Here is a 24,487-nt window from a genome sequence, read left to right on the forward strand (position 1 = left end):
GATACCTGGCTTAAAGAAGTCAGCCGTTGGCTCGACCTGTCCGATCTTGGCAGACGTTGCTATTTCGGCTCCGCGGCAGGCGCAGCCCAAGTACCTAGCAGCATGCTCATGAAGCGTTCAGCCGCAGGCGAAAGCGATCCGCTTCGACGCCGCACGATGCCGATGGTACGCGATATCTCGGGATTGCGGATCGGTTTGCTTATCAGGAAAGGGTGATCGCCCTCAGGTGTTGCCATCCTCGGGAGTACGGAAATGCCGAGGCCGGCCTCGACGAGGCCAAGCGAAGTCGAAAGATGCGTGACCTCGTAAAACCAGTTGAGCTTGATGCTCGATTTCGCAAGCGCCGCATCGAGAAGGATGCGGTTGGCGCTTGAGCGATGGACGGTAATCAGGTGATAGGGTTCCAGGTCTCCCCACCGCACCTCGTCCTTCGCCGCCAAAGGATGATCGTTTCGGGCGGCGAGAACAAAAGGGTCCTCCACAAGACGTTCAAAGACGAGGTCGCTGTCTGAACTGCCCATGATATTGATGCCGAATTCCACCTCGCCCCGGGCAACGGCCTGCAATGCGTCCGTTGCGGTCAAATCGAGGATCCGGAAACGAATGTTTGGATACTCGACATTGAACTGGCGGATCACTGAGGGCAGAAAGTAGAAGGCAGCAGTCGGCAGACATGCAATCGTCACAAGGCCTCCTCGACTGCTGCCTAACTCACGCATCGCAAAGAGCGATCCGTCGAATTCCTCCAACATTCTCTGGATGAGCGGCACCAGACCCACGCCGAGGGCGGTTGCCGCAACATGGCGTGTTGTCCGTTCAAGCAGTGGCGCGCCTATCGCCTGTTCAAGTTTCTGAATGCGTCGGCTGAGCGCGGGCTGCGACATGTTCAGCTGGTCCGCCGCCCGGTTGAAGCTTTGCAGTTCGACCACCGACAGGAATGCCCGCAAATCCAATATCTCGCAATTTATGTTCATAACGCATCAATGCCCTCGTTATTAGCATTTTACAGATTAATCTTTATTTCGATAATGGCAACAACAGATGAGATTGATACGAACCCAACATCATTCGGGGTTGCAAATGAACGATCTGCTTTCCATTCCATGCGTCTTGATGCGCGGGGGTACCTCGAAAGGTCCCTTTTTTCTTGCTGCTGACCTTCCAACCGATCCGGCAGCAAGGGATCAGGTCCTTCTGTCCGTCATGGGCTCGGGCCACCCCCTTCAGATTGACGGGATTGGTGGTGGGAACCCGATAACAAGCAAGGTGGCGATCATCGGAAGAAGTACGGTTCCCGGCGTGCATGTCGATTACCTCTTTGCGCAGGTGCGCGTCGATCAGCAGATCGTCGATACCTCGCCGAACTGTGGCAACATGCTTGCGGCGGTCGGACCGTTTGCGATTGAAGCGGGACTTGTGGCCGTATCGGGAGAGACGACGATTGTCCGCATCAACAACGTTAATACGGGCAAGGTGATCGAGGCTGAAGTGCCTACTCCCTATGGCAAGGTCGCGTATCTTGGTGACGCTGCCATCGACGGCGTACCGGGACGGGCAGCGCCGATCGCCCTTACTTTTATGGATGCGGCCGGCGCCCGGACAGGCAGGCTCTTTCCCACGGGCGCGCCGATCGAGAACATAAACGGTGTAGACGTCACCTGCATCGATTGCGCGATGCCTATGATCCTCATGGAGGCGGAAGCTTTCGGTGTCAGCGGCTACGAAACGTCCGCCGAGCTTAACGCGAATTCCGCCCTTCTACAGCGGATGGAGGCGGTGCGCCTCAGCGCCGGCGAACTCATGGGTATGGGAGACGTGCGTGAACAGGTGACACCGAAGCCTGTCCTGGTCTCGCGCCCGAGGAATGGCGGCGCGCTCAATGTGCGCTATTTCATGCCACATGAGTGCCACCCATCGCTCGCAACGACTGGAGCAGTTGGGATTGCGACCGCATGCATCAGCGAGGGCACGGTCGCTTCGCACCTCGTGGGCGTGCGGACCCCACCGATCATTCTATCGCTTGAACACCCGAGCGGAAGTCTCGATGTCAAACTTCAGCAGCGCGACGGCAAGATCGTCGCAGGTATCCTGCGGACCGCCAGGCGGCTCTTCGAAGGCCGCGTCTTCGCCAAGCCCGTCAAAAATCTGATTTGTGCTGCATAATCTATCAATCTACCGGCACTGGGAGAGTGCCTGAACGGAGGAAAACATGAAGAAGCTAATCTTGGCACTCGCCGCAACCGTGGTTTTCGCGGGCTCTGCTTACGCCGAGTCCGTGCGAATAAGCGTCGGCTCCTATAACCTGAACAACTTGCCGTTTCCTGTGGCCCAGGGCCTCGGCCTTTACAAGCAAGAGGGACTGGACGTCACGGTCGAGAATTTCGCGTCCGGCGGCTCAAAGACGCTCCAGGCGCTTGTTGCCGGCTCAACGGACGTTGCGGTCGGCTTCTATGACCACACGATCCAGATGCAGTCTCAGCGCAAGGATGTGGTCGCGTTTGTCGAGTTGGCCCGCAATTCGGGCCTCGTCCTTGCGGGCGGCAAGAACTCTACGTTCGATCCAGCCAAGCCCGAAACCATCAAGGGTGCGAAGATAGGGATCACGGCGCCCGGTTCGTCGTCAGATTTCTTCGTTCGCTACTATCTGCAGCGCCACAAGATCTCGGCCGATGAGGTCTCGATCATTGGTGTCGGCTCTGGATCGGCCGCCGTTGCCGCGCTGGAACAGGGAAAGATCGACCTGCTCGTCAACTACGACCCGGCTGCGACGTTCGTCGTCGAAAAGGGTGTGGGAAAGATACTCATCGACGCGAGAAACGACGAAGGCGCAAAGGAGATCTATGGGGGCCTCTATCCGACCTCAGTCCTTTACGCGACACAGTCCTACATCTCCGACAACCCGGAAACGATCCAGAAGGTGACGAACGCGACGGTGAAGGCGCTGAAATGGATGGAGGATCATACCGCCGCGGAGATCGTCGAGAAGCTGCCTCCGGAGTTCATTTCCGGCGACAAGGAAACCTACGTGAAGGCCATTGAGAACGCCCGTGCGATCTTCTCGACCGATGGAATGCTCAGCGAAGACGACATCAAAACTCCCCTCGCAGTCCTCCAATCCTTCAACGAGAAGGTCGCGGCTGCAAAAATCGACTTGAGCAAAACCTACACCAACGAGTTTGTAACCAAGGTGCCCAAAGCGGCATCGAACTAAGGGAGGTTAAGATGACCGTGGCGGCCTTCAAGCCAACCATGCAGACGCCGCAGCCGGCGCCCGCAGCCCGAGGAATGGTGTCGATCGAGAACGTCACCATGGCCTTTGGATCCTTCGTCGCCGTTCAGGACGTCAACCTGAACGTCGCCGACGGAGAATTTGTCGCGATCGTCGGCCCGACGGGTTGCGGAAAGAGCACGATTCTCAACGCGATCGCGGGATTGCTCAAGCCGGCGCAGGGCAGCGTCATGATCGACGGCAAGCCAGTTGTCGGGGTCCAGAACGATATCGGCTATCTCTTTCAACAGGATGCGTTGCTGCCCTGGAAGACCGCTATCGAGAACGTCGAGCTCGGCCCGATGTTCCAGGGAACGGGCGCAAGAGAACGGCGCGAGCGTTCCTTGGAGTGGCTTGCTAAAGTGGGCCTGAAGGGCTTCGAAGATCGTTATCCGCATCAGCTTTCTGGCGGTCAGCGCAAACGCGTGCAGATGGCCCAGGCTCTGATCACCGGCCCGAAAGTGATCTTGATGGACGAGCCCTTTTCGGCTCTCGACATTCACACACGGCATCTGATGCAGAACGAGCTCCTTCGCCTCTGGCAGGAGGAGCGCCGCGCCGTCGTGCTCATCACCCACGATCTTGAGGAGGCGATCGCTCTCGGCGACCGCGTCGTCGTACTGGCAGCCGGACCGCGTTCGCGGGTAATCGACAGCTTCCCGGTCGGCCTCGAGCGTCCACGAGATGTCGCGGAAATCAAGCTCGACCCGAGGTTCACAGACCTCTATCGCAACATCTGGGCTTCCCTGCGTGGCGAAGTGGAGAAAAGCTATGCACGCCATGACTGAACGACTTATCCAACTCACACTTCTGATCGTCGTCGTCGGAGGATGGCAGCTCGGCGTGAACGCCGGAGTGATCGACGTATTTTTCTTCCCATCCCCCGTCGATATCTTCCACCAGGTGCTGACCTGGGTAACTGACCCGTCTTTCTACAAGCACGTGACGATCACGCTGACCGAGACGGTTCTCGGTTACGTCATTGGCACGGTCCTTGGGGTAGGAGCTGGCGTGTGGCTAGGTCTGTCCCGGTCGATGGCACGGATCCTCGATCCCTTCATCAAAGGGCTTAACGCCATTCCTCGTGTCGTTCTTGCCCCGATCTTTGTGCTGTGGCTTGGGCTCGGCCTATGGTCGAAGGTCGCGCTCGCGGTGACGTTGGTCTTCTTCGTGACCTTCTTCAACGCCATGCAGGGCGTCCGCGAAGTTAATCCGGTCGTCCTTTCAAATACACGTATCCTGGGCGCCAAGCGTTTCGATCTGCTCCGCCATGTCTATTTCCCGGCTGCGGCGAGCTGGATTCTCTCCTCGCTTCGCACTTCAGTTGGTTTTGCAGTGGTCGGTGCAATCATTGGTGAATATCTCGGCGCGTCTGCCGGGCTGGGCTACCTGATCGCCCAAGCAGAAGGCAATTTCGACGCAGTCGGCGTTTTTGCGGGAATCGTCATTCTTGCCGTGTTCGTGCTCCTCATCGACCTGGTGCTGGATTTGCTTGAGTCCCGACTGATCAAGTGGCGCCCGAAAGTAGCGGAAAGGCCCGCGTGAGCTTGTTGCGTTTCATATTTTGTTTGAAGCGTATCCGGCATTGACAAGGTAATTGGCGCACTCGTCTGGACGAGTGCGCCGAGATGATCGGCGAATAGGGCTGCAACCGGCGTGTCTGCCGGGATTTGTGGTTGTCCAGATGTCCGCAGCAAACCTGTCCGCTTTGTCAGCTCTGGCTTTGGCTCTGCATCTGGTCGCCGTTCTCTACCTTGACGGTGACCGACAGTTTCTCGCCCGGCGTGCCGATGCGCATGCCTGAAACAGGCGCGGCATCGCGGTAGCAGAGGCCTGAGGCCATGCGGACATACCGCTCGTCCGGGCAGATCTTGTTGGCGGGATCGAAGCCGACCCAGCCGAGGCCGGGAATATGCGCCTCGCCCCAGGCGTGCGTTGCGGCCTGATCGACTTTTTCTTCCATCATCAGATAGCCGGAGACGTAACGCGCGGGGATCTCAAGCGCGCGGGCGGCGGCAACGAAAATATGGGCATGGTCCTGGCAGACGCCGGTCTTCCTCTCGAGCGCCTGTTCGGCAGTCGTTTCGGTCCCGCTGGTGCCGGGCTTGTATTCCACCGCCTCGTGGATTGCCGCCATCAGCGCATGCATGCGGGCAAGCTCGTTCTCGCCGGTCACGCTCTTGATCAATTCCTTCACCAGCTTGCCGCTCTTCGTCAGCGGCGTCTCGCGCAGGAAGAGCCAGAGCGGGCAGAAGCCGGTATGAGGGCCGGTCACGCCGTTGCGATCTTCGGTTTCAACTTCGCCTTCGGCGACGATGCGGGTCACCTTTTGTTCGCCTTCCAGCGAGACGAGGTTCACGTGGTTGCCGAACTGGTCGTCATATTCGACTTCCGGCTTGGCGCCCTCGACATGCAGCGACCAGTTGAGCACGGTCTGGCCGACTGATGTCGGCGGCGTCAGGCGCAGCCGCTGCAGGGAAAACTGCGCCGGTTCGTCGTAGCGGTATTCGGTGAGGTGGCTGATCTTCAGTCTCATGATCTGACCCGCTTAAACATAGAACCGGTAGCCGTCGGAGATTTCATTGCCGAGCTTGTTGTTGTGCGCGACGAAATCCTCGAGGAACTCATGCAGGCCCTGATCCATGACATCCTTGATCTTCAGGGTCTGCAGCGTGGCGCGAATGGCATCCGCCGTATCGTGCGCTGCCAGCCGCTCGCCATAGTCCTTGGCAATATAGCCAAGGTTGCTGACGATCTTCTCGTAGCAATAGGCGAGCGAACGCGGCATCTGACCGTTCAGGATCAGGAAGTCGGCAATGTTCATGGCACGGTATTCGCCGTCATAGGCCCAGCTGTAAGAGCGGTGGGCGGAGACCGAACGCAGGATCGATTCCCACTGAACGTTGTCGACCGAGGAGCCGACCTGCGAGATCGAGGGCAGCAGCACGTAATATTTCACGTCGAGGATGCGGCTCGTATTGTCCGCGCGCTCGATGAAGGTGCCGATGCGGGCGAAATTATAGAGCTCGTTGCGCAACATCGAACCATGGAAGGCGCCGCGGATGAGGCCGGCGCGATGCTTGATGACATCGATGACTTCAGGGAGTTCCGCCGCCTTCAGCTTTTTCGACAGCAGTTCCTTGAGATCGATCCAGCATTCGTTGGTCGCTTCCCAGGTCTCGCGTGTCAGCGCGGTGCGCACCATGCGGGCGTTGTTGCGGCCGAAATCGATGCAGGACATGACGCTCGACGCATTGGAACGATCGCGCAGCATGTAGTCGATCACGTCAGGACCGGTCAGCTTCGAATGGCTTTCGTCATAGAGTTCGCGCACGCCGGCGCTTTGCAGCACGCCGTCCCAATTGTCATCACCGGCGTCACTGCGCGTCAGCGACATGCGCAGGCCGGCATCGACAAGACGTGCGATATTTTCGGCGCGCTCGATATACCGGAACATCCAGTAGAGCCCGTTTGCAGTTCTTCCGAGCATCAGTCCTCCAATACCCAGGTGTCTTTGGTGCCGCCGCCCTGGCTGGAATTGACGACCAGCGAGCCCTGCTTCAGCGCCACGCGGGTGAGCCCGCCCGGAATGATCTGCACCTTGTCGGAGACCAGCACATAGGGGCGCAGGTCGACATGGCGGGGTGCGATACCCTTGTTGACGAGGATCGGAACGGTGGACAGCGACAGCGTCGGCTGGGCGATGTAGTTGCTGGGCTTTGCCTTCAGCTTCTCGGCGAAATCGGCGCGTTCCTTCTTGGAAGCGGTCGGGCCCACGAGCATGCCGTAGCCACCGGAGCCGTGCACTTCCTTGACGACCAGCTCCTCCAGATGTTCCAGCACATATTTCAGGCTGCCGGCCTCTGAGCAACGCCAGGTCGGCACATTCTCGAGGATCGGCTTGCGGCCCGTATAGAACTCGACGATCTCGGGCATGTAGGAATAGATCGCCTTGTCATCGGAAATGCCGGTGCCGGGCGCATTGGCGATGGTGATATTGCCGGAGCGGTAGACATCCATGATGCCGGGAATGCCGAGGGCCGATTCCGGGCGGAAGGTGAGCGGGTCGAGGAAATCGTCGTCGACGCGGCGATAGAGCACGTCGATCGCCTCGTAGCCGCGCGTCGTGCGCATCTTCACCTTGCCGTCGATGACGCGCAGATCCGAGCCCTCGACCAGCTCGACACCCATCGTGTCGGCAAGGAAGGAATGTTCGTAGTAAGCGGAGTTGTAGATGCCGGGGGTCAAAACGGCGACGCGCGGCTTGCCCTTGCAGCCGGGAGGGGCGAGCGAGGCGAGGCTCTGGCGCAGGAGATAGGGATAGTCCTCGACGCGCTGCACCTTGTTCTCGTGGAAGAGTTCAGGGAACATCTGCATCATGGTTTCCCGGTTTTCCAGCATGTAGCTGACGCCTGACGGCGTGCGGGCATTATCCTCCAGCACATAGAACTGGTCTTCGCCCGTTCGTACGATATCGGTGCCGACGATATGAGTGTAGACACCACCCGGCGGCCGGAAGCCGATCATCTCGGGCAGGAAGGCAACGTTCTTCTCGATCAGCTCGCGCGGAATGCGGCCGGCGCGGATGATTTCCTGCTTGTGATAGATATCGTCGAGGAAGGCGTTCAGCGCGATCACCCGCTGCTCGATGCCCTGGGCAAGCTTGCGCCACTCGCGGGCGGAGATGATGCGAGGGATGATGTCGAAGGGGATGAGCTTTTCGGAACTGTCGGCGTGGCCGTAAACCGCGAAGGTGATGCCGGTTTTGCGGAAGATGTTTTCAGCGTCGCGGGACTTTGAAATCAGGTGTGCCCGGTCTTGGCTGTTGTACCACTCAAAGTATTTTTCATATGGCGCTCGGGGACTTTCGTCTCCGGTGATCATTTCATCAAATGCCAAAGGTGTGGCTCCCCTTTTTTCTTCATTTGAATACAACGCAAAAGGCAATGCAAGAACCATGCACAGTTCGCATGGAAGATTCATAAAATCTTCCGCAGTGCAAAAAACCGGTGAAAAACTGGGCATTTATCAGGATCTGGCGCGAGGCGGATTCCTGTCAATCCTGACGTCGCGCACAAAAGATGAGCAGGTGATTATTTCCTGCCCGGGCGACCGATCAAACTCCGCCCGTTCCGGTGACCGAAGGACGGCCAAAAGAAAAGGGCCGGATCACTCCGGCCCTCACTGATATCGTTAGCTTAAGCGCGTTCGCGACGCGGGCCGCCGCCATTGCGGCCCTTGCGGCGGAGACCGCCGTTGCCCTCACGGCGCTGATCGCCCTGCGGCTGCTGGTCGCCGTGATTGCGCGGCGGGCGGCCATGGACGTGCTGCTTGTTACCGCGATGATGGCCGGTTGCCTCAGCCGGCTGAGCCGGGCGCTGCTGCTGATTGCGGGCAGGGCGGAAATCCGAGGTCGAAGCCAGATCATTGTCCGGGCCGAGATCCGGTGCCTGTTCGTGGCGACGCTGGCCGCGGAAGTCCTGGTTGCGGTTGTTGCGCTGATCGTTGCGCGGGGGGCGAGCACGACGCTCTTCACCGCCGCGCACTTCGGTGACGTCGCCATCGTGACGCGGACGGCGGTCGCCATGGCTGGCCGGACGGCCGCTGCCATTGCGGGTTTCGCTGCGGCCGCCTTCACGGCGTTCGCCGCCGCGGTGGCCACCTTCGCGACGTTCGCCACCTTCACCACGGCCACCCTGGCCGCGCTGCTGGTTCTGGCCGCGGCCGCGATTGTTGCTGCGGGGGGCGGCACGCAGGTCAGCCGGCGGCTCGCCGCTGGCAACGGTGATGTCGATGCCCATCAGCTTTTCGATATCGCGCAGCAGGCGGGCTTCATCCGGAGCGCAGAAGGCAATCGCGATGCCGTCGCGGCCGGCGCGGGCCGTGCGGCCGATGCGGTGCACGTAGGCGTCAGGCACTTCCGGCAGGTCGTAGTTGAAGACGTGGCTGACAGCCGGGATATCGATGCCGCGGGCGGCGACGTCGGTGGCGATCAGCGTCTTGATGGCGCCGTCGCGGAAGCCCTTGAGCGCGCGTTCGCGCTGGCCCTGGCTCTTGTTGCCGTGGATGGAGGCGACGGAGTAGCCGACCTGTTCCAGGTGCTTGGCGAGCTTTTCGGCGCCATGCTTGGTGCGCAGGAAGACGATGGCGCGGCCATCGGGGTTTTCGGTCAGCGACTTCTTGAGCAGAACCGTCTTGTCGTTCTTGCCGGGGACGAAGTGCACATACTGCTCGACCTTGTCGGCAGCCTTGCCCGGGGGGGTCACTTCGACCTTGACGGGATCGGTCAGGTAATCGCCGGCGAGATCGGCAATCGCCTTCGGCATGGTGGCCGAAAACAGCATGGTCTGGCGGCGCTTCGGCACCATCTTGGCGATCTTGCGTAGGTCATGCACGAAGCCGAGATCCAGCATCTGGTCGGCTTCATCGAGCACGAGATAGCGCACGGCGGTCAGCGTGATGGCGTTGCGGTTGCAGAGGTCGAGCAGACGACCGGGCGTGGCGACGAGGATGTCGGTACCCTTCTCGAGTTGCAGCTGCTGCTTGTTGATGGAGACGCCGCCGACGACGACATTGATGCGTAGCGGCGACTTGCGGATGAATTTCCGGAGGTTGTCGGCGATCTGGTTAACCAGTTCGCGGGTCGGGGCCAGGATCAGCGTGCGAACGGAGCGGTTGTCGGGACGCTTTTCTTCCTTGAGCAGGCGCTCGATGAGCGGCAGGCCGAAGGCAGCGGTCTTGCCGGTGCCGGTCTGGGCAAGGCCGATCAGGTCACGGCCCTGGATGAGAAGGGGGATAGCCTGTTCCTGAATGGGGGTCGGCGTTTCGATGCCGAGCTGGAACAGGGTGGCGACGACCGGCTTGGAGACACCGAGCGATTCAAAATTGGTCAAGTCATAACCTTTTAGGGCGCGCCAAACATAAACGCCGGATCGCGGCATTGCGGTCCGGTGTCAATCTGGCGTCAAGAACCCCGCGTGAAATGGGAACTTGTAAGTTGGAAAAAGCTTTCCAGCGCGTCTTGCCGCTCTTGGGTCGCGGCATCATCAGAATGCGCTCTATCCTTCTTCAGCATCTGTTGCAGTGGCACGCTCACGCGGCGGCCGGAAGGTGAAAGCTGAGCGCCATGTGGTCTATTTCCCGCCGGAAGTCAAGAGGATGCGCCTTCATTCGGTGTTTCAGGGCATGGAGAGGATGAAATGACCCGAGGCCGTTTCGGCGCCATTGACGAGAATGACGATGCGATGTTGGCCGGGATAATAGCGCCGCGTGGTGATCGGCCGCATGGCGTGTCGGCGCTGCAGGGCATGGTCTTCGCCCGCTTCCAGCGTGACGGTCTTCCATTTGAAAACCTTGGGAGAGAGCGAGCCGTCGGCCTTCACGTGATGGATGGCATAGTCGATCATCAGGGATTGCGCGATATCGCCTGCATTGCGCAGGCGGATTTCGAAATCCACGCCTTCGCCGAAAAGCACCGATGGATTTGGCAGCCGCAATTCGCATTCCAGAGCGGCTGCCGCGCCGAAGCCGAAATTGGCAAGCGCCTGGGCATGGCCCTTCTTCAGCAGCGTGCGTGAAGCGTGCTTCAGCAGCCAACGGCGCTCGGCCGAGGCGCCCTCGATATGCTCGGCGATAAAGGCCGCGACGAGATCGGGATGATCCTTGGCGATGTCGTTCAGGCTGTTTGCGACGGAGCGGCGGACATAATCTTCGGGATCGTCCATCAGCGCGGAGAGGATCGGGATTATCGGCGAGGGGTCCTTGATCAATTGCGGCAGGCGCATCGCCCAGGGCAGGCGCGGGCGCGTGCCCTCGCTCGCGAGCCTGCGCACATGGTGGTTGGCGTCACCGACCCAGCGGATGATCGTCGCCAGCGCGCGCTCCTGGTTCTGATGGATGAACGGACGGATGCCGAACTCCGCCGTGAAATGCGGCGTCAGCGCTTTGAGGAGATCAAGCGCGATATCGAAATGCCCAAGGCCGCGCGCGGCGATGAACTGGTTGACGGGCAGAAGCATCCAGCCTGTCAGCCCGGTTTTGCCTGCGGTCGGCAGGCTTGCGGCGAGGATGGCTGCCGCCTCGGGGAAGCTTTCGGGTAGGGTCGCAAACAGCGCGTCGCGGATCAGTGCCGCGCGTTCCATGAGCTCCAGCGATTCTATGCCATCAGTCGCAAGTGCGGTGAAGCGGTCGCGGTCAAAAGAGGGCGCATTGGCCGAGATGATCTCTGCCATCGCGCGCACGAGCGCTGGATGCAGAAGGTTCTTCAGTGGTTCCGGCATCGGCGCAATCTCCCCTCGGGTCATGCGATGCATGGCCCGATGAAGGCGGGAGGTCAAGCGGCGCCGGGAAAACCCTCAGCGCCTGCAGACTTCGATGCGATAGGGCTGGCCCCAACGGTCATAGCGCCATTCCGGATGGCAGAAGCGCGGGCCGTAATAGGCGGGGTAGGCGGGATAATAGGCGTAGGGGCGGGGATAATAGGCATAAGGTGCCGGATAGGCCGGACCAGAGGCGATTGCTCCACCCACGAGGCCGCCGACGACACCGCCGGCAACGCCACCCCAGAAGGCATTGCCGGAGTGAGCGCTTGCGGTATCGGCCGTTGCCAGCGAGGCGCCTGCGAATGTCAGTGCAACCAGGCCCGCCGCCATTGTCTTATGAAGAACGGACATGTCGAATTCCTTTCGTGGTAGGCTCGTCATTGAAGCCATGGCCAGAATCGGCTCCGATCGCGGCGCGCTGATGGTCGCGCAAGCCGCGCCGGGATTAAATTTTCTCCATGCTCGGCTGTGGTCGGGTCGAGGCGTTCGTCATGCCCGGTGGGTTTTTCCCCGTGAATCTTCAAGCCATTTCAGTTTCGTGCAAGCCTTTGTTGTCAGTCTGATTCATCAGCTTCATGAGCCGGCTTGGAATTTTTGCCAATGGAATTTTATGGTTAACAGCTTGTTAAAAGCCTTGGCGTTATAGTTGTTGTAGGGGATATTTCATTCATTGCGGGAGTGAAGATTTTTTGAATTTTACCGGGGAACTCCTAGAGCTGGCCTGTCGCCGGATCGCCGATCTGGATACCCCGGCCTATGTCAAAAACAGCGAACTCCGCTATGTCGCCGTCAACGAGGCCTATGCCCGCTTCTTCGGCCGCGAGATATCCGATTTCATCGGGCGGCGCAGCCGCGAATTGTTCGACCGACCGGAAGAAGAGGAGCGCGAGGATCGGGAACGCCGCGCGCTGGTGTTCGGTACGGAAGAGAGCGCCATCTCCTTCGATGCCGCCGGCCTCAGCCATGAGCGCGTGCTGATCGAGAGCTTTTCGCCTTCCCAGGACCGGGCTTACGTGCTCGGCATCTTCGATATGCGCGAGCCGCGTCGCGCCATTCCCGAGGTTGCGGATACGATGGCGACCGATCTCGGCCGTATCCGCGAGGCACTCGAAAATCTCGATCATCCGATCGGTATCTTTGCCGATGACGGCCGGCCGCTAATCGTTAATGCGGCCTATCGTGGGGATAGCAAGTCTGCGCCCGATGGCAGCAGGTATGCGCCTGATGGCAGCAAGTCTGCGCCTGATGGCAACAAGTCCGCGCCAGGAGGGGAGACGGCCTGGCATGAGAGCGTGCGGGAGCGTGACCTGCTGCGCACCATCATGGAGGATCTTCCGGTCGCCGCTTTCGTGCGGGACGAGGACCACCGGCTGGTCTATGCCAACCAATATTACGAGACCTTCACCGGTCATGCCCGTTCCAAGGTACTCGGCCTGACCGAGCACGACATGTTCGGGCAGGAAGCGGGCGAGGCGATCTATCGGGAAAACCTGCGGGCTCTGAAAAACGGCGTGCTGACCGAGGTCGAGAGCTATCTGCCGAATACCGACGGCGAAGTCTTCCAGGTGATCTCTCGCGTCAACCGGGTCGTAACGCCCGATGGCAAGCGTTATGTCGTCGGTTCCTTCTCCGATATCACGCCGCTGAAAGCGCGTGAGAAGGAATTGATTGAGGCACGCCAGCAAGAGGAAATGCTGCATCAGGAAATCGAGAGCATCCTGCGCTCGCTGCCGGTCGGGGTACTGATCCTCGACAATGATCACACTATCCTCTACGTCAATGACGAGTTCTACAGCATCTGGGAGCTGCCGCTCGACGACCGTTTCGATGGGCGGCCGTTCATCGATGTCGTCAAGCGCAATTACGAGCTTGGCCGCTACGGCGATACGCAGACGCCGGAAGAAATTTATGCGTTCCGCAAAGGGCTTTTCGAAGATGAAAACCCCGAGCCGATCCAGCTCGATTGGGCTGCCGGGAAGTCAGTCATCTTCGACTCCCGGCGCATTTCCTCCAACCGCATCCTGCTGACTTATTCCGATATTTCCGCGGTGCGCGAGCGCGAGCAGGAAATCCATGAGGCGCGCGCCGCACTGGAGAGCCTCGGCGAGATGATGCGCGACGCCACGCATGCCATGTCGCAGGGGCTTGCGATCGTCCGGGACGGCGTGATCAAGCTTTCCAACGACGGGCTTGCCGAAGTGCTGCGCATTCCGGCCGAGCTGACCGAGGCGGGCAGAGAATGGATCGATCTCTTCCAGTTCTGCGCCAATCGCGGCGATTTCCACGACAAGGCGATCGAAACGCTGGAGGAGTGGCGCGCCAATATCGCCGCGCGCCAGCCGATCTCCACCGTCTTCCACGTCGGCGGTGAGCGCTGGGTGAATATGGAAGCCACTATCAGCGAACGGCAGCATTGGGTGGCGCTGTTTACCGACGTCACCGAACTCAAGCAGCGCGAGGAGGAACTGACCGAGCTTCTGTCGCGCGCCGAGGCCGCCGACCGCGCCAAGTCGGAATTCCTTGCCAATATGAGCCATGAGATCCGCACGCCGATGAACGGCGTGCTCGGCATGGCGGAACTGCTTGCCAAGACCAATCTCGATACCCGCCAGAAGACCTTTGTCGATATCATCGTCAAATCGGGCAATGCGCTTTTGACGATCATCAACGACATCCTCGATTTCTCGAAGATCGATGCCGGGCAGATGAAATTGCGCAAGGCGGCCTTCGATCTCGTCGAGGCCGTCGAGGATGTAGCGACGCTCTTGTCTTCGCCTGCGGCGGAAAAGGATATCGAGCTTCTGGTGCGCTCCGCCCCCGATCTGCCGGCCGCCGTCATCGGTGATGCCGGGCGCTTCCGCCAGATCGTCACCAATCTCGTCGGCAATGCTGTCAAATTCACCGAGCGCGGCCATGTCTTCGTCGATATCGGTTTCGAGCCTTCCGCCGGCGGCGAGATCATGACCAGCATCCGCATCGAGGATACCGGCATCGGCATTCCGCCCGAGAAGGTGGACTCGGTCTTCGACAAATTCTCGCAGGTCGATTCCTCATCGACCCGGCGGCATGAGGGCACGGGCCTGGGCCTGGCAATCACTGCCGGTCTCGTCGATCTCTTCGGCGGCTACATCGATGTCGAAAGCGAATGGGGCAAGGGTTCGGTCTTTACCGTCAAGCTGCCTTTCGCCGTTGCCGCCGCCCGCATCGAGCCGAAGCCCTTGCCGATCAATGTGCAGGGTGCGCGCGTCCTCGTCGTCGATGACAATGAGGTCAATCGCCGGATTCTCACCGAACAGCTCGGCCTCTGGGGCTTTGACGGCGTTGCCGCAGAGGGCGGCGCCACGGGCTTTGCCATTCTGGAGGCCGCCGCTGATCTCGGCATCAAGGTCGATGCCGTCGTGCTCGATTATCATATGCCCGACATGAACGGCGCCGAGGTCGCCCGCCGCCTGCGCGCTGACAGCCGTTTCGTTGACCTGCCGATCATCTTCCTGACCTCGATGGATATTTCCGGCACCGAGAAGGAATTTGCGGCGCTGAACGGCCATGCGCATCTGATGAAACCGGCGCGCGCCAACTTGCTGCGCAATACGGTCGTCGAGGTAGTGCGGGCAAGCCGCGTCAAACAGGCTTCCGAGGCCGAGATTGCACGGCTGCAGAAGGAAGCCGAGGCGCCGCCGCCAGCGCCTGCTCCGGCTCCGCAAAAACGAGCGGCCGATTTCGTCGATGTTCTCGTGGCTGAAGACAACGAGGTCAACCAGATCGTCTTCACGCAGATCCTACAGGGGACCGGGCTTTCCTTCCTCGTCGTCAATAATGGCCAAGAGGCTGTGGAGGCCTGGGAGCAGCACACGCCGCGCCTGATCATGATGGACGTGTCCATGCCTGTCATGAACGGCCATCAGGCGACCAAGCTTATCCGCGAGAGGGAGTGGGGCCAGGGCCATCGTGTCCCGATCATCGGAGTGACGGCGCATGCGCTGGAAAGCGACCGCGAGCTTTGCCTCGATGCCGGCATGGATGATTATATGTCCAAGCCGATCAGCCCCGAGCTTCTGGAGGACAAGATTCGCCAGTGGCTTGGTGGCGGCGAATTGCAGCCGGGCCGCTCCGGTTACTGAGGCTTTACCCCGCAGAGCATTTCCCGTTTGCCGGCAAAGCCCTTGCGCCGCTCAATTGAGAAACCGGCGGCTGCGAGATTGCGTCGCACGAAGCCTGCTGCGGCATAGGTGGCAAAACTGCCGCCGGGAACAGTCCTCTCACAGACGAGGCGCATCAGCTCTTCCGACCACATATCGCTGTTGCGCGACGGAGCGAAGCCGTCGAGATACCAGGCGTCGAAACCGGGAACGGCTTCAGAAACTCCATCGATTGCACGGCCGCAGATGACGCTGAGCCTCGTCTGCTCATCCAGATCGAGCGCGACGATGCCTTCAGGACTATCTGGCCAGAGGGCGGCCAACGCCTGGCGCTCAGCATCGATTTCAGGCCAATGTGCAAGCGCACGGTCGATTTCTTCGCGGAGCATGGGATAGAGTTCGAAGGACATGAAATGCAGATGCCGACCCGGCTGGCGGTGGAGCTTCCACTGTCGCCAGGTTTCGGAAAAATTGAGCCCCGTGCCGAAGCCGAGTTCGCCAATGAGAAAGGCCGACCGGCCGCTCCACCGTTCGGGCAGGCCGTTTCCCGAGAGGAAGACGTGGCCGCATTCCAGCCGCCCGTCGGTCTGGCAATAAAAATGGTCGCCAAAGGCGGTCGAATAGGGCATATCGCCGTCGCGCCATTCGAGGGGCTGCGGCTTGCCCGCGCCGATCTGATCGGGATTGATGTCTGTCATGGAAAAAGCCGATAATCCCGCCCCGGCCTCGGGTCAATCATCGATCGATCTCCTTATTGTCGGCGGCGGTATCATGGGCCTGTGGGCAGCCGTGCATGCCGAACGCCGGGGCATCAAAACGTTGCTGGCCGATGCGGGGCATCTTGGCAGCGGGGCAAGTGGTGGACTGCTCGGCGCCCTGATGCCGCATATGCCGGACCGCTGGTCGGAAAAGAAGCAATTTCAATTCGATGCGCTGGTTTCGCTGGAGGCGGAGATTGCCGCAATCGAAGAGGCGACCGGGCTTTCGGCCGGTTATCGGCGCTCCGGCCGGCTCATCCCGCTGCCAAAGCCGCATCTGCGCAAAATCGCGCTTGGACATTCCGCAGATGCAGAGGTTCACTGGAAAGCGGGAGAGCGGCGGTTCCATTGGCATGTGCTGGACAGGCCACCGGGCGAAGGCTGGATCGATCCGGCAGCCGGTGAAAGCGGTTTTGTGCATGACACACTCGCCGCCCGCGTCGCGCCGCGTTCGCTGATCGCTGCGCTCAAAGCCTTTCTGCGCGAGGCACGGCATGTGCGGGTATCGGAGCAAACGGAAATAGCAGATCTCGATCCGGCACGAGGAACGGCCTCGCTCGATGGCGGGACCATCTTTTTCGGCCGCTGCATCCTTGCTGCGGGATATCGCTCGTTTCCCTTTCTGGAGAAGCTGACGCCGGGGTTGCAGAAACCTCTCGGGCAAGCGGTGAAAGGGCAAGCGGCATTGCTTGCGGCCGATATCGACCCCGGCTTGCCGACAATCTTCCGCGATGGGCTTTATGTCGTGGCGCATGAGGGCGGCCATGTGGCAGTCGGCAGCACCAGCGAGAACAGCTTCGCCGATCCCTTTTCCACGGATGAGCAGCTCGACGCGCTGATCGAAGCCGCCCGCGATATGGTTCCTGCGCTGCGCGATGCGCCCGTTATCGAGCGCTGGGCCGGATTGCGCCCCAAGGCGATCGATCGCGATCCGATGGTCGGCGCGCATCCGGAGAATCACAATCTCATCGCCCTGACCGGTGGTTTCAAGGTCAGTTTCGGGCTCGCGCATCGGCTGGCGGAAGCGGCAATATGCATTGCAAGCGATGCAAATGCGGAATTTTTGTTGCCGGAAAGCTTTGCAATTTCAAACCACATCGCAATCTCTTCACGTTAAACGTGAATTAGAAGCCGCTCCGCTTCGTTATTCTGTCATGCAAATCACCTATCTGCTTGCGCATCGACGGCGCGGGATGGGATCCCGCGCTCATTTCATCCGATGGAGGAAATCGCATGCGCTATGCCATTTGCTTCACGCCATCAGCGAGCGATCCGCTCTCGCATGTGGCGGCCAATTGGCTTGGCCGCAACGTATTTTCAGGTGACATGGTCGAGCCGCCGGCAATCCGCGGCCTCGGGATCCATGAGATCGCCTTTCATACGGCAGTGCCGCGTCGCTACGGGTTCCACGGCGTGTTGAAAGCCCCTTTCCACCTCTCGTCCGAGGTTTCCGAATCGCAACTCCTGCGCGACCTCATGCGGTTTTGCGGGACGTTGTCGCCCTTCCAGATTCCGCGCCTGGAAGTTGCGCGCCTCGGCACTTTCTACAGCCTGTCGCCGATCCGCCCTTGCGACCAAGTTCACTACCTCTCTTCGGCGATCGTTCAGGAGTTCGACCGGTTCCGTGCGCCGCTCTCCGAGGCGGATATCGAGCGCAGTGATCCGGATGGACTTTCGGCCGCGCAATTCGCGAACCTGCATCGCTGGGGTAACCCCTACGTAATGGACGAATTCCGCTTCCACATGCCGGTCACAGGCCCTGTCAATGCCATCGACATGCCGCGCATCGAGCAGGCGCTGCGGTCGATATTCGATCCGGTGCTTGTCGAGCCGGTGACGGTCTCGAATGTCGCGCTGATGATCGAGGAGGGCGCCGGCGGCCCGTTCCGGGTGCACTCGCTGCATCCGATGGGCAAGGTGAGCGCGCGCAAGATCGCCTGAAGTACACGCCTCGGGCCTAAGGTCAAATACGCACTTTTACGCCTCGACATTCCGCTCATGGATGCTACCGTTTCACCTGTCTTTTCAAAAGGTGATTTGATGGTATCCGAGACCTATCCGCGCAATCTTATCGGCTATGGGCGCAATACACCCGACCCGAAGTGGCCCGGCGAGGCGCGTGTCGCAGTGCAGTTCGTCATCAATTACGAAGAGGGCGGCGAGAGCTCGATCCTCGACGGCGATCCGGCGTCGGAGAACCTGCTGTCGGAAATCGTCGGTGCGCAGCCCTGGCCGAACCAGCGCAATCTCAACATGGAGTCGATCTACGAATACGGCTCGCGCGCGGGCTTCTGGCGGCTCTGGCGTCTTTTCACCGATCTCAAGGTGCAGGCGACCGTCTATGGCGTGACACTTGCCATGGCCCGCAATCCGGAAGCGGTCGCCGCCATGAAGGAAGCGGGCTGGGAGATCGCCAGCCACGGCTATCGCTGGCTGGAATACAAGGATTTCCCCGAGGATCTGGAGCGCAAGCATATTGTCGAAGCCGTGCGCCTGCACACCGAGCTGACAGGTGAGCGGCCTTATGGCATGTATCAGGGCAAGCCCTCCGACAATACGCTGAAGCTGGTGCAGGAAGAGGGCGGCTTCCTCTATTCGTCGGACTCCTATGCCGACGATCTGCCCTATTGGGTGAAGGGCATCGACGAAAATCCCTTCCTTATCATTCCCTATACGCTCGAAACCAACGATATGCGCTTTGCGACGCCTCAGGGTTTCAATTCCGGCGATCAGTTCTTCACCTACCTCAAGGATGCGTTCGATACGCTCTACGAGGAAGGCAAGGAGGGCAGTCCGAAGATGATGTCCGTCGGCCTGCATTGCCGGCTCGTCGGCCGGCCCGGACGCGTGGCGTCGCTGAGGCGCTTCATGGAATATGTGCTGAAACACGATAAGGTGTGGATCCCGCGCCGGATCGAGATCGCGCAGCACTGGCATGCGAACCACAAGCCGGAAACAGTCTGATGATTTCGCGCAGCGAATTTGTGTCCCGCTTCGGCGGCGTCTTCGAGCATTCGCCCTTCATCGCAGAGCGGGCCTATGACGACGGCTTTGTCGGTGAGAAGCTGACTGTGGATCGTGTCCATACGGAGCTCGTCGCCATTTTCCGCGCGGCGAGCAGGGAGGAGCGCCTCGGCGTGTTGCGCGCTCATCCCGATCTTGCCGGGCGGCTGGCGATATCGGGCGAGCTGACGGAAGACAGCAGACGAGAACAGGCCGGTGCCGGGCTCGACCGGTTGAGCCCGGAAGAGCACGCGCGTTTTACCGAGCTTAATTCCGCCTATACGCAGAAATTCGGTTTTCCCTTCATCATCGCGGTGAAGGGGCTGAACAAGGACGATATCCTTGCCGCTTTCGAAAAGCGGATCGACAATACCAGCGACGAAGAATTCGTGACTGCGGCAGCCGAGGTCGAAAAGATCGCGCTGCTGCGCCTAGCATCCATGCTTCCGGAGACCTGAATGACCGATACGACCAGTACCAGCCTGCCGGCTTTCGCCACGGGCGCCATCAATCTTGCCTCGGCCCGTCTCGGTGCCAAGGGTCTCTACGCCACGGACGAATTCTTCGCGCCGCTGGAGCGCATGCTGCAGGACGTGCCGGCAAGTTTCGATCCGGATCTCTACGACGATAACGGCAAGTACATGGACGGCTGGGAAAGCCGCCGCAAGCGCGTTCCGGGCCATGACTGGGCGATCGTGAAGCTCGCCATGCCGGGCCGCATCTTCGGCTTCGACGTCGATACCAGCTATTTCACCGGCAATTATCCGCCGCATTGCTCGATCGAGGCTGCCTTTGTCGAGGGCGGCGATCCTGATGATGCGACGCAGTGGACCGAAATCCTGGCGAAGTCGCCGCTCGGCTCCAGTGCACACCATTTCTTTGAAAATGCCGATAAGCAGAAGATCTGGACGCATCTTCGCCTGCACATCTATCCGGATGGTGGTGTGGCGCGTCTTCGCATCTATGGTTCGGCCTATTTCGACTGGTCGAAGGTCGGTGCCGGCGAGGAGATCGACCTTGCCTATATCTTCAACGGTGCCAAAGCGCTTGCCTGGTCGGATGCGCATTATGGCCATCCGGACAAGCTGCTCGGTCCTGGACGCGGCCTCAACATGGGCGACGGCTGGGAAACCAAGCGCCGCCGCGGCCCCGGTCACGACTGGGCGATCATCCGTCTCGGCCATGCCGGTACGATCAAGCGCGTGATCGTCGACACGGCCTTCTTCAAGGGCAATTTCCCCGACACCTGCGAACTGTTCGGCGCCTATCTGCCCGATCTCGGCGATACGCTCTCGGAGGCCGATATCGCCGCATCCGAAAACTGGAAGCCGATCCTGCCGCGCAGCAAGCTGCAGATGGATCATATCCATGAATATGGCAGCGATGCCATTGCCGATATCGGTCCCATTACGCATGTGCGCTATGCCATGCATCCGGATGGCGGCACGATGCGGCTCAGGCTCTATGGGGTGAAGGCTTGAGTTCTTTTCTCTTTCAGTCCCGTCCCTTATATTCGCGGCATCAGGAGTGATGCCGCGATGAGACCGTCGGAAGTGCTGGAGAGGAACAGGCAAGCAATCCGCGAAGCGACCAAACGCTTCAACGCGGCGAATCCGCGTGTCTTCGGCTCTGTCGCCCGTGGTGAGGATCGGCCGGACAGTGATCTGGACATTCTGGTGGACGCGCTGCCAGGCAGCACATTGCTGACGCTTGGCGGTTTGCAGGATGCTTTGGAGCAGATGATGATTGGCACGTCGATCCACCTGCTGACACCCGGCGATTTTCCCGAATCGATCCGCAGCCGAGTTCTTTCCGAGGCCAAGCCCATATGAGCGAGAGTCGTATCCCGTATCTTCTGGAGCGGATGCGTTCAGCGGCGGCCGATGCTCATGCAATGATCGCCGAAGTTAGTAAGCAGCGGTTTCTTGAGGATATCATCTTGCAACGTGCTGTCGGGATGAGCCTCCTGATGGCATCGGAGACGGCCGCCCAGTTGATGAAGACTTATCCTGAATTCGCTGTCGAACACCCCGAGTTCCCTTGGGGCGCGATGCGCGGCATGCGCAACCGCATTGCCCATGGCTATTTCGACATTGACCTGGAGAAGGTCTGGGCGACAGCCAAGGACGACGTGCCTGATCTTCTGGACAGGCTGGATCTTGTCCGCCACTGGCGCGCGCAAGGCGAATAATCCCCAATGTCCCCACCTCTCGAAATACAACCTCTCACCAAATCCGCTTTCGCTCCTTTCGGCGACGTGATCGAAGCTGATCCGGCAACCATGCGCTATATCAATGGCGGCAATACCGAGCGCTTCCACGCGCTTGCCGCGCCTGAAGCGGTGGGCGAGGGTGCGCGCATCATCATCAATCTCTTTCGCGGGCAGCCGCGCGCGTTTCCTTATGAGATCGGCATGATGGAACGGCATCCGTTCGGCAGCCAAAGCTTCTCGCCGATCTCGGGCCGGCCGTTCCTCGTCGTCGTTTCGGAAGACGAAGGCGGCCATCCGGGTCGTCCGCAGGTCTTTCTCGCACGCGGCGACCAGGGCGTGAATTACCGCCGCAATGTCTGGCACCATCCGCTGATGGCGCTCGGCGAGCCGAGCGATTTTCTCGTTGTCGACCGTGACGGGCCGGGCAACAATCTGGAAGAATTCTTCTTCGACGAACCCTTCATCATCAAAGAGCCAGGCCTATGACCGGACTGACCACTCATGTTCTCGATACTGCGCTGGGCAAGCCGGCACAGGGGTTGAGGATCGATCTCTTTCACATCGAGGGTGAGCTTCGCCACCACATCAAGACCGTCCAGACCAATGCCGATGGCCGCGTCGATGGTGGGCCGATCCTGATCGGCGAGAGCTTTCGCGCCGGTACCTACGAACTGCTTTTTCACGCCGGAGATTATCTGCGGGCAAACGGGACGCCCCTGCCGCATCCGGCCTTCCTCGATCTCGTGCCGATCCGCTTCGGCATTGCCGATATCGCGGCGCATTATCACGTGCCGCTGCTGATCTCGCCCTACGGTTATTCCACCTATCGCGGGAGCTGACATGCGCTTTGCCGCTATCGCCGATATCCATGGAAACTACCCCGCACTGGATGCCGTGCTGGCTGACATCGCTGCTCAAGGGATTACAGATATCGTCAATCTCGGCGATTGTTTCAGCGGTCCGCTGGAGGCGGGCAGGGTGGCGGACCGGTTACTGTCGCTCTCCATTCCGACCGTGCGCGGCAATCACGACCGCTATCTGATCGAGCAGCAGCCGGAAGAAATGCATATTTCGGATGCCGCCGCCTATGCGCAGCTTGGTGTGGTGCATCTCGACTGGCTGCGATCGCTGCCGGTCGACCTGATCTACCGGGATGAGGTCTATCTCTGCCACGCGACGCCTGACGACGATAACCTCTACTGGCTGGATATGGCCGTTGCCGATGGCAGCGTGGTGCTGCGGCCGCAGGCGGAGATCGAAGCGCTGGCGGCAGGTATCGAAAGCCCGCTGATCCTGTGTGGCCACACGCATATTCCACGCATGGCAGCACTTTCCGGCGGCCGTCTTATCGTCAATCCCGGCAGCGTCGGCGGCCCGGCCTATGACGATGAAAAGCCCTATCCGCACAAGGTCGAAACCGGCCACGCAATGGCGAGTTATGCAGTGCTGGAAAAATCGACCAGTGGATGGACGGCGCAGTTCCGCAATATCAGATATGACAATATGGCGATGTCGGTGCTGGCAGCAACCAATGGCCGCCCGGAATGGGCATCCGCGCTCGCGACAGGCCGGATGCCGCAATCTTACTGACATCAGGCAATAATCGAGGAGTCCACATCCTTGATATCGCGTTTGCCGCACAGCGCCATGGTGATGTCCATCTCCTTGCGGATGATCTCGAGCGCCCGCGTAACGCCGTCCTTGCCCATGGCGCCGAGGCCATAAAGGAAGGGGCGGCCGATATAGGTGCCACGCGCGCCGAGTGCCACGGCCTTCAGCACATCCTGACCGGAGCGGATACCACCATCGACATGCACTTCGACACGATCGGCGACGGCATCGACGATCTTCGGCAGCATGCTGATCGAAGAGGGGGCGCCATCGAGCTGACGGCCGCCGTGATTGGAGACGATGATGGCATCGGCGCCGGTTTCGGCTGCGTGCCTGGCGTCCTCGACATCGAGGATACCCTTGATGATCAGCGGGCCGCCCCACTGTTCCTTGATCCAGGCGACATCTCTCCACGATAGCTGCGGGTCGAATTGTTCATTCGCGAAAGTCGTGATCGAGGGAAGATCGGCGAGGCCTTTGGCGTGGCCGACGATGTTGCCGAAGCTGCGGCGCTTCGTCTTCATCATCTCCATGCACCAGAAGGGGCGCGTCGCCATCTGCCAGATATGTTTCGGCGTGAGTTTCGGCGGTGCCGAGAGACCGTTGCGCAGGTCCTTGTGGCGCTGGCCGATAATCTGCAGGTCGGCGGTCAGCACCAATGCAGAGCATTTGGCGGCCTTGGCGCGGTTGATGAGATCGAGCACGAAGCCTCTGTCGCGCATGACATAGAGCTGAAACCAGAAGGGTTTCGTCGTGACCGAGGCGACGTCCTCGATCGAGCAGATGCTCATGGTCGAAAGTGTGAAGGGCACCCCGAATTCTTCCGCGGCGCGGGCTGCCAGCATTTCACCGTCGGCGTGCTGCATGCCGGTCATGCCGGTGGGCGCAAGCGCCACCGGCATCGACACCTTCTGGCCGATCATCGTGGTTTCAAGCGTGCGGTTGGTCATGTCGACCAGCACGCGCTGGCGCAGTTTGATGTCGCGAAAATCGGCTTCGTTGGCGGCGTAGGTCGATTCCGTCCAGGCGCCGGAATCCGCGTAGTCGAAGAACATCTTCGGAACGCGGCGCTGAGCCATTTTCTTGAGATCGGCGATGGTCAGCGGCTTGGTCATGAGCGAACTTTCACATCTGATGATGTGGTCGAATACCACGCTTCTTCGGCCTTTGGTATT

25 protein-coding genes are annotated in these 24,487 nt (G+C 60.2%); 16 read left to right on the forward strand and 9 right to left on the reverse strand.

Going from position 1 to position 24,487, the window contains the following annotated elements:
• Window positions 1–59: 59 nt before the first annotated feature.
• Entirely contained in the window at window positions 60–974 is a 915-nt protein-coding gene (locus H4W29_RS15070; protein ID WP_192729618.1) for a LysR family transcriptional regulator, read from the reverse strand.
• Between the two features lie 106 nt (window positions 975–1,080).
• Between H4W29_RS15070 and H4W29_RS15075 the strand changes: the two genes are divergently transcribed.
• The 4 genes from H4W29_RS15075 to H4W29_RS15090 are packed head-to-tail and all read left to right on the forward strand — an operon-like array spanning window position 1,081 to window position 4,813.
• Window positions 1,081–2,163 carry a 4-oxalomesaconate tautomerase gene (locus tag H4W29_RS15075; protein ID WP_192729619.1) on the forward strand — a complete coding sequence of 361 codons (1,083 nt, stop codon included), beginning with the start codon at window positions 1,081–1,083 and terminating at the stop codon, window positions 2,161–2,163.
• 46 nt (window positions 2,164–2,209) lie between these two features.
• Window positions 2,210–3,211, forward strand: coding sequence for an ABC transporter substrate-binding protein (locus H4W29_RS15080; protein WP_192729620.1), 1,002 nt, complete (start codon window positions 2,210–2,212; stop codon window positions 3,209–3,211).
• Window positions 3,212–3,222: 11 nt separating this feature from the next.
• Window positions 3,223–4,056, forward strand: coding sequence for an ABC transporter ATP-binding protein (locus H4W29_RS15085; protein WP_376776567.1), 834 nt, complete (start codon window positions 3,223–3,225; stop codon window positions 4,054–4,056).
• On the forward strand, window positions 4,040–4,813 hold the full coding sequence (locus H4W29_RS15090) for an ABC transporter permease (RefSeq protein ID WP_192729621.1): 774 nt from the start codon (window positions 4,040–4,042) through the stop codon (window positions 4,811–4,813). Before H4W29_RS15085 ends, H4W29_RS15090 begins: the two co-directional genes overlap by 17 nt.
• Before the next feature lie 166 nt (window positions 4,814–4,979).
• Here the strand turns inward: H4W29_RS15090 and H4W29_RS15095 are convergent, their stop codons facing one another.
• The 6 genes from H4W29_RS15095 to H4W29_RS15120 form a co-directional block, all read right to left on the reverse strand.
• Window positions 4,980–5,804 (reverse strand): transglutaminase family protein, encoded by an 825-nt coding sequence (locus H4W29_RS15095; RefSeq protein WP_192729622.1) that lies wholly within the window; start codon window positions 5,802–5,804, stop codon window positions 4,980–4,982.
• A gap of 12 nt (window positions 5,805–5,816) precedes the next feature.
• A complete protein-coding gene (locus H4W29_RS15100) occupies window positions 5,817–6,758 on the reverse strand; it encodes an alpha-E domain-containing protein (protein WP_192729623.1) in 942 nt (313 codons plus the stop codon).
• Window positions 6,758–8,167 carry a circularly permuted type 2 ATP-grasp protein gene (locus H4W29_RS15105; RefSeq protein WP_007824659.1) on the reverse strand — a complete coding sequence of 470 codons (1,410 nt, stop codon included), beginning with the start codon at window positions 8,165–8,167 and terminating at the stop codon, window positions 6,758–6,760. Before H4W29_RS15105 ends, H4W29_RS15100 begins: the two co-directional genes overlap by 1 nt.
• Window positions 8,168–8,466: 299 nt before the next feature.
• A complete protein-coding gene (locus H4W29_RS15110) occupies window positions 8,467–10,209 on the reverse strand; it encodes a DEAD/DEAH box helicase (RefSeq protein WP_192729624.1) in 1,743 nt (580 codons plus the stop codon).
• Between the two features lie 237 nt (window positions 10,210–10,446).
• On the reverse strand, window positions 10,447–11,547 hold the full coding sequence (locus tag H4W29_RS15115) for a DNA alkylation repair protein (protein ID WP_192729625.1): 1,101 nt from the start codon (window positions 11,545–11,547) through the stop codon (window positions 10,447–10,449).
• A gap of 75 nt (window positions 11,548–11,622) precedes the next feature.
• Complete coding sequence (locus tag H4W29_RS15120; RefSeq protein WP_192729626.1) at window positions 11,623–11,940, reverse strand: hypothetical protein; 318 nt, start codon at window positions 11,938–11,940, stop codon at window positions 11,623–11,625.
• Between H4W29_RS15120 and H4W29_RS15125 the strand changes: the two genes are divergently transcribed.
• Together H4W29_RS15125 and H4W29_RS15130 are read left to right on the forward strand one after the other, a co-directional pair.
• A complete protein-coding gene (locus tag H4W29_RS15125) occupies window positions 11,939–12,235 on the forward strand; it encodes a hypothetical protein (RefSeq protein ID WP_192729627.1) in 297 nt (98 codons plus the stop codon). The genes H4W29_RS15120 and H4W29_RS15125 overlap by 2 nt on opposite strands.
• Before the next feature lie 43 nt (window positions 12,236–12,278).
• Window positions 12,279–15,710 carry a response regulator gene (locus tag H4W29_RS15130; protein ID WP_192729628.1) on the forward strand — a complete coding sequence of 1,144 codons (3,432 nt, stop codon included), beginning with the start codon at window positions 12,279–12,281 and terminating at the stop codon, window positions 15,708–15,710.
• On the opposite strand, the gene mnmC2 is transcribed toward H4W29_RS15130, so the two are convergent.
• Window positions 15,704–16,426, reverse strand: coding sequence for a tRNA (5-methylaminomethyl-2-thiouridine)(34)-methyltransferase MnmC2 (gene mnmC2 / locus H4W29_RS15135; RefSeq protein WP_192729629.1), 723 nt, complete (start codon window positions 16,424–16,426; stop codon window positions 15,704–15,706). The genes H4W29_RS15130 and mnmC2 overlap by 7 nt on opposite strands.
• Between mnmC2 and H4W29_RS15140 the strand changes: the two genes are divergently transcribed.
• From H4W29_RS15140 to H4W29_RS15185, 10 genes are all read left to right on the forward strand, one after another.
• On the forward strand, window positions 16,425–17,603 hold the full coding sequence (locus H4W29_RS15140; protein ID WP_192729630.1) for an NAD(P)/FAD-dependent oxidoreductase: 1,179 nt from the start codon (window positions 16,425–16,427) through the stop codon (window positions 17,601–17,603). The genes mnmC2 and H4W29_RS15140 overlap by 2 nt on opposite strands.
• Before the next feature lie 116 nt (window positions 17,604–17,719).
• On the forward strand, window positions 17,720–18,427 hold the full coding sequence (locus tag H4W29_RS15145) for a DUF1045 domain-containing protein (RefSeq protein ID WP_192729631.1): 708 nt from the start codon (window positions 17,720–17,722) through the stop codon (window positions 18,425–18,427).
• Between the two features lie 99 nt (window positions 18,428–18,526).
• Complete coding sequence (gene puuE, locus H4W29_RS15150; protein ID WP_192729632.1) at window positions 18,527–19,450, forward strand: allantoinase PuuE; 924 nt, start codon at window positions 18,527–18,529, stop codon at window positions 19,448–19,450.
• Window positions 19,450–19,947, forward strand: coding sequence for a 2-oxo-4-hydroxy-4-carboxy-5-ureidoimidazoline decarboxylase (uraD, locus tag H4W29_RS15155; protein WP_192729633.1), 498 nt, complete (start codon window positions 19,450–19,452; stop codon window positions 19,945–19,947). Before puuE ends, uraD begins: the two co-directional genes overlap by 1 nt.
• Window positions 19,948–20,970: an allantoicase gene (alc, locus tag H4W29_RS15160; RefSeq protein ID WP_192729634.1), complete on the forward strand. Its 1,023-nt coding sequence runs from the start codon at window positions 19,948–19,950 to the stop codon at window positions 20,968–20,970.
• Window positions 20,971–21,027: 57 nt separating this feature from the next.
• On the forward strand, window positions 21,028–21,321 hold the full coding sequence (locus H4W29_RS15165; protein WP_192729635.1) for a nucleotidyltransferase family protein: 294 nt from the start codon (window positions 21,028–21,030) through the stop codon (window positions 21,319–21,321).
• The gene (locus tag H4W29_RS15170) at window positions 21,318–21,680 is read left to right on the forward strand and encodes a HepT-like ribonuclease domain-containing protein (protein ID WP_192729636.1); all 363 of its coding nucleotides are present in this window, start codon (window positions 21,318–21,320) and stop codon (window positions 21,678–21,680) included. Before H4W29_RS15165 ends, H4W29_RS15170 begins: the two co-directional genes overlap by 4 nt.
• 6 nt (window positions 21,681–21,686) lie before the next feature.
• Entirely contained in the window at window positions 21,687–22,187 is a 501-nt protein-coding gene (locus tag H4W29_RS15175; RefSeq protein ID WP_192729637.1) for an ureidoglycolate lyase, read from the forward strand.
• Window positions 22,184–22,540 carry a hydroxyisourate hydrolase gene (gene uraH, locus H4W29_RS15180; RefSeq protein ID WP_192729638.1) on the forward strand — a complete coding sequence of 119 codons (357 nt, stop codon included), beginning with the start codon at window positions 22,184–22,186 and terminating at the stop codon, window positions 22,538–22,540. The genes H4W29_RS15175 and uraH overlap by 4 nt, the downstream gene beginning before the upstream one ends.
• 1 nt (window position 22,541) lies before the next feature.
• Window positions 22,542–23,291 carry a metallophosphoesterase family protein gene (locus H4W29_RS15185; RefSeq protein WP_192729639.1) on the forward strand — a complete coding sequence of 250 codons (750 nt, stop codon included), beginning with the start codon at window positions 22,542–22,544 and terminating at the stop codon, window positions 23,289–23,291.
• Between the two features lie 2 nt (window positions 23,292–23,293).
• On the opposite strand, the gene H4W29_RS15190 is transcribed toward H4W29_RS15185, so the two are convergent.
• On the reverse strand, window positions 23,294–24,427 hold the full coding sequence (locus tag H4W29_RS15190; RefSeq protein WP_192729640.1) for an alpha-hydroxy acid oxidase: 1,134 nt from the start codon (window positions 24,425–24,427) through the stop codon (window positions 23,294–23,296).
• Window positions 24,428–24,487 lie beyond the last annotated feature (60 nt).

Origin of the sequence: Rhizobium viscosum (genome assembly GCF_014873945.1) — a bacterium.
GTDB lineage: Bacteria > Pseudomonadota > Alphaproteobacteria > Rhizobiales > Rhizobiaceae > Rhizobium > Rhizobium viscosum.

Excerpts from the sequence above, each read along its gene's own strand:
- H4W29_RS15070 (WP_192729618.1), bottom strand. The coding sequence starts at position 974 with ATGAACATAAATTGCGAGATATTGGATTTGCGGGCATTCCTGTCGGTG.
- H4W29_RS15075 (WP_192729619.1), top strand. The coding sequence starts at position 1,081 with ATGAACGATCTGCTTTCCATTCCATGCGTCTTGATGCGCGGGGGTACC.
- H4W29_RS15080 (WP_192729620.1), top strand. The coding sequence starts at position 2,210 with ATGAAGAAGCTAATCTTGGCACTCGCCGCAACCGTGGTTTTCGCGGGC.
- H4W29_RS15085 (WP_376776567.1), top strand. The coding sequence starts at position 3,223 with ATGACCGTGGCGGCCTTCAAGCCAACCATGCAGACGCCGCAGCCGGCG.
- H4W29_RS15090 (WP_192729621.1), top strand. The coding sequence starts at position 4,040 with ATGCACGCCATGACTGAACGACTTATCCAACTCACACTTCTGATCGTC.
- H4W29_RS15095 (WP_192729622.1), bottom strand. The coding sequence starts at position 5,804 with ATGAGACTGAAGATCAGCCACCTCACCGAATACCGCTACGACGAACCG.
- H4W29_RS15100 (WP_192729623.1), bottom strand. The coding sequence starts at position 6,758 with ATGCTCGGAAGAACTGCAAACGGGCTCTACTGGATGTTCCGGTATATC.
- H4W29_RS15110 (WP_192729624.1), bottom strand. The coding sequence starts at position 10,209 with ATGCCGCGATCCGGCGTTTATGTTTGGCGCGCCCTAAAAGGTTATGAC.
- H4W29_RS15115 (WP_192729625.1), bottom strand. The coding sequence starts at position 11,547 with ATGCCGGAACCACTGAAGAACCTTCTGCATCCAGCGCTCGTGCGCGCG.
- H4W29_RS15125 (WP_192729627.1), top strand. The coding sequence starts at position 11,939 with ATGTCGAATTCCTTTCGTGGTAGGCTCGTCATTGAAGCCATGGCCAGA.
- H4W29_RS15120 (WP_192729626.1), bottom strand. The coding sequence starts at position 11,940 with ATGTCCGTTCTTCATAAGACAATGGCGGCGGGCCTGGTTGCACTGACA.
- H4W29_RS15140 (WP_192729630.1), top strand. The coding sequence starts at position 16,425 with ATGGAAAAAGCCGATAATCCCGCCCCGGCCTCGGGTCAATCATCGATC.
- mnmC2 (WP_192729629.1), bottom strand. The coding sequence starts at position 16,426 with ATGACAGACATCAATCCCGATCAGATCGGCGCGGGCAAGCCGCAGCCC.
- H4W29_RS15145 (WP_192729631.1), top strand. The coding sequence starts at position 17,720 with ATGCGCTATGCCATTTGCTTCACGCCATCAGCGAGCGATCCGCTCTCG.
- puuE (WP_192729632.1), top strand. The coding sequence starts at position 18,527 with ATGGTATCCGAGACCTATCCGCGCAATCTTATCGGCTATGGGCGCAAT.
- uraD (WP_192729633.1), top strand. The coding sequence starts at position 19,450 with ATGATTTCGCGCAGCGAATTTGTGTCCCGCTTCGGCGGCGTCTTCGAG.
- alc (WP_192729634.1), top strand. The coding sequence starts at position 19,948 with ATGACCGATACGACCAGTACCAGCCTGCCGGCTTTCGCCACGGGCGCC.
- H4W29_RS15165 (WP_192729635.1), top strand. The coding sequence starts at position 21,028 with ATGAGACCGTCGGAAGTGCTGGAGAGGAACAGGCAAGCAATCCGCGAA.
- H4W29_RS15170 (WP_192729636.1), top strand. The coding sequence starts at position 21,318 with ATGAGCGAGAGTCGTATCCCGTATCTTCTGGAGCGGATGCGTTCAGCG.
- H4W29_RS15175 (WP_192729637.1), top strand. The coding sequence starts at position 21,687 with ATGTCCCCACCTCTCGAAATACAACCTCTCACCAAATCCGCTTTCGCT.
- uraH (WP_192729638.1), top strand. The coding sequence starts at position 22,184 with ATGACCGGACTGACCACTCATGTTCTCGATACTGCGCTGGGCAAGCCG.
- H4W29_RS15185 (WP_192729639.1), top strand. The coding sequence starts at position 22,542 with ATGCGCTTTGCCGCTATCGCCGATATCCATGGAAACTACCCCGCACTG.
- H4W29_RS15190 (WP_192729640.1), bottom strand. The coding sequence starts at position 24,427 with ATGACCAAGCCGCTGACCATCGCCGATCTCAAGAAAATGGCTCAGCGC.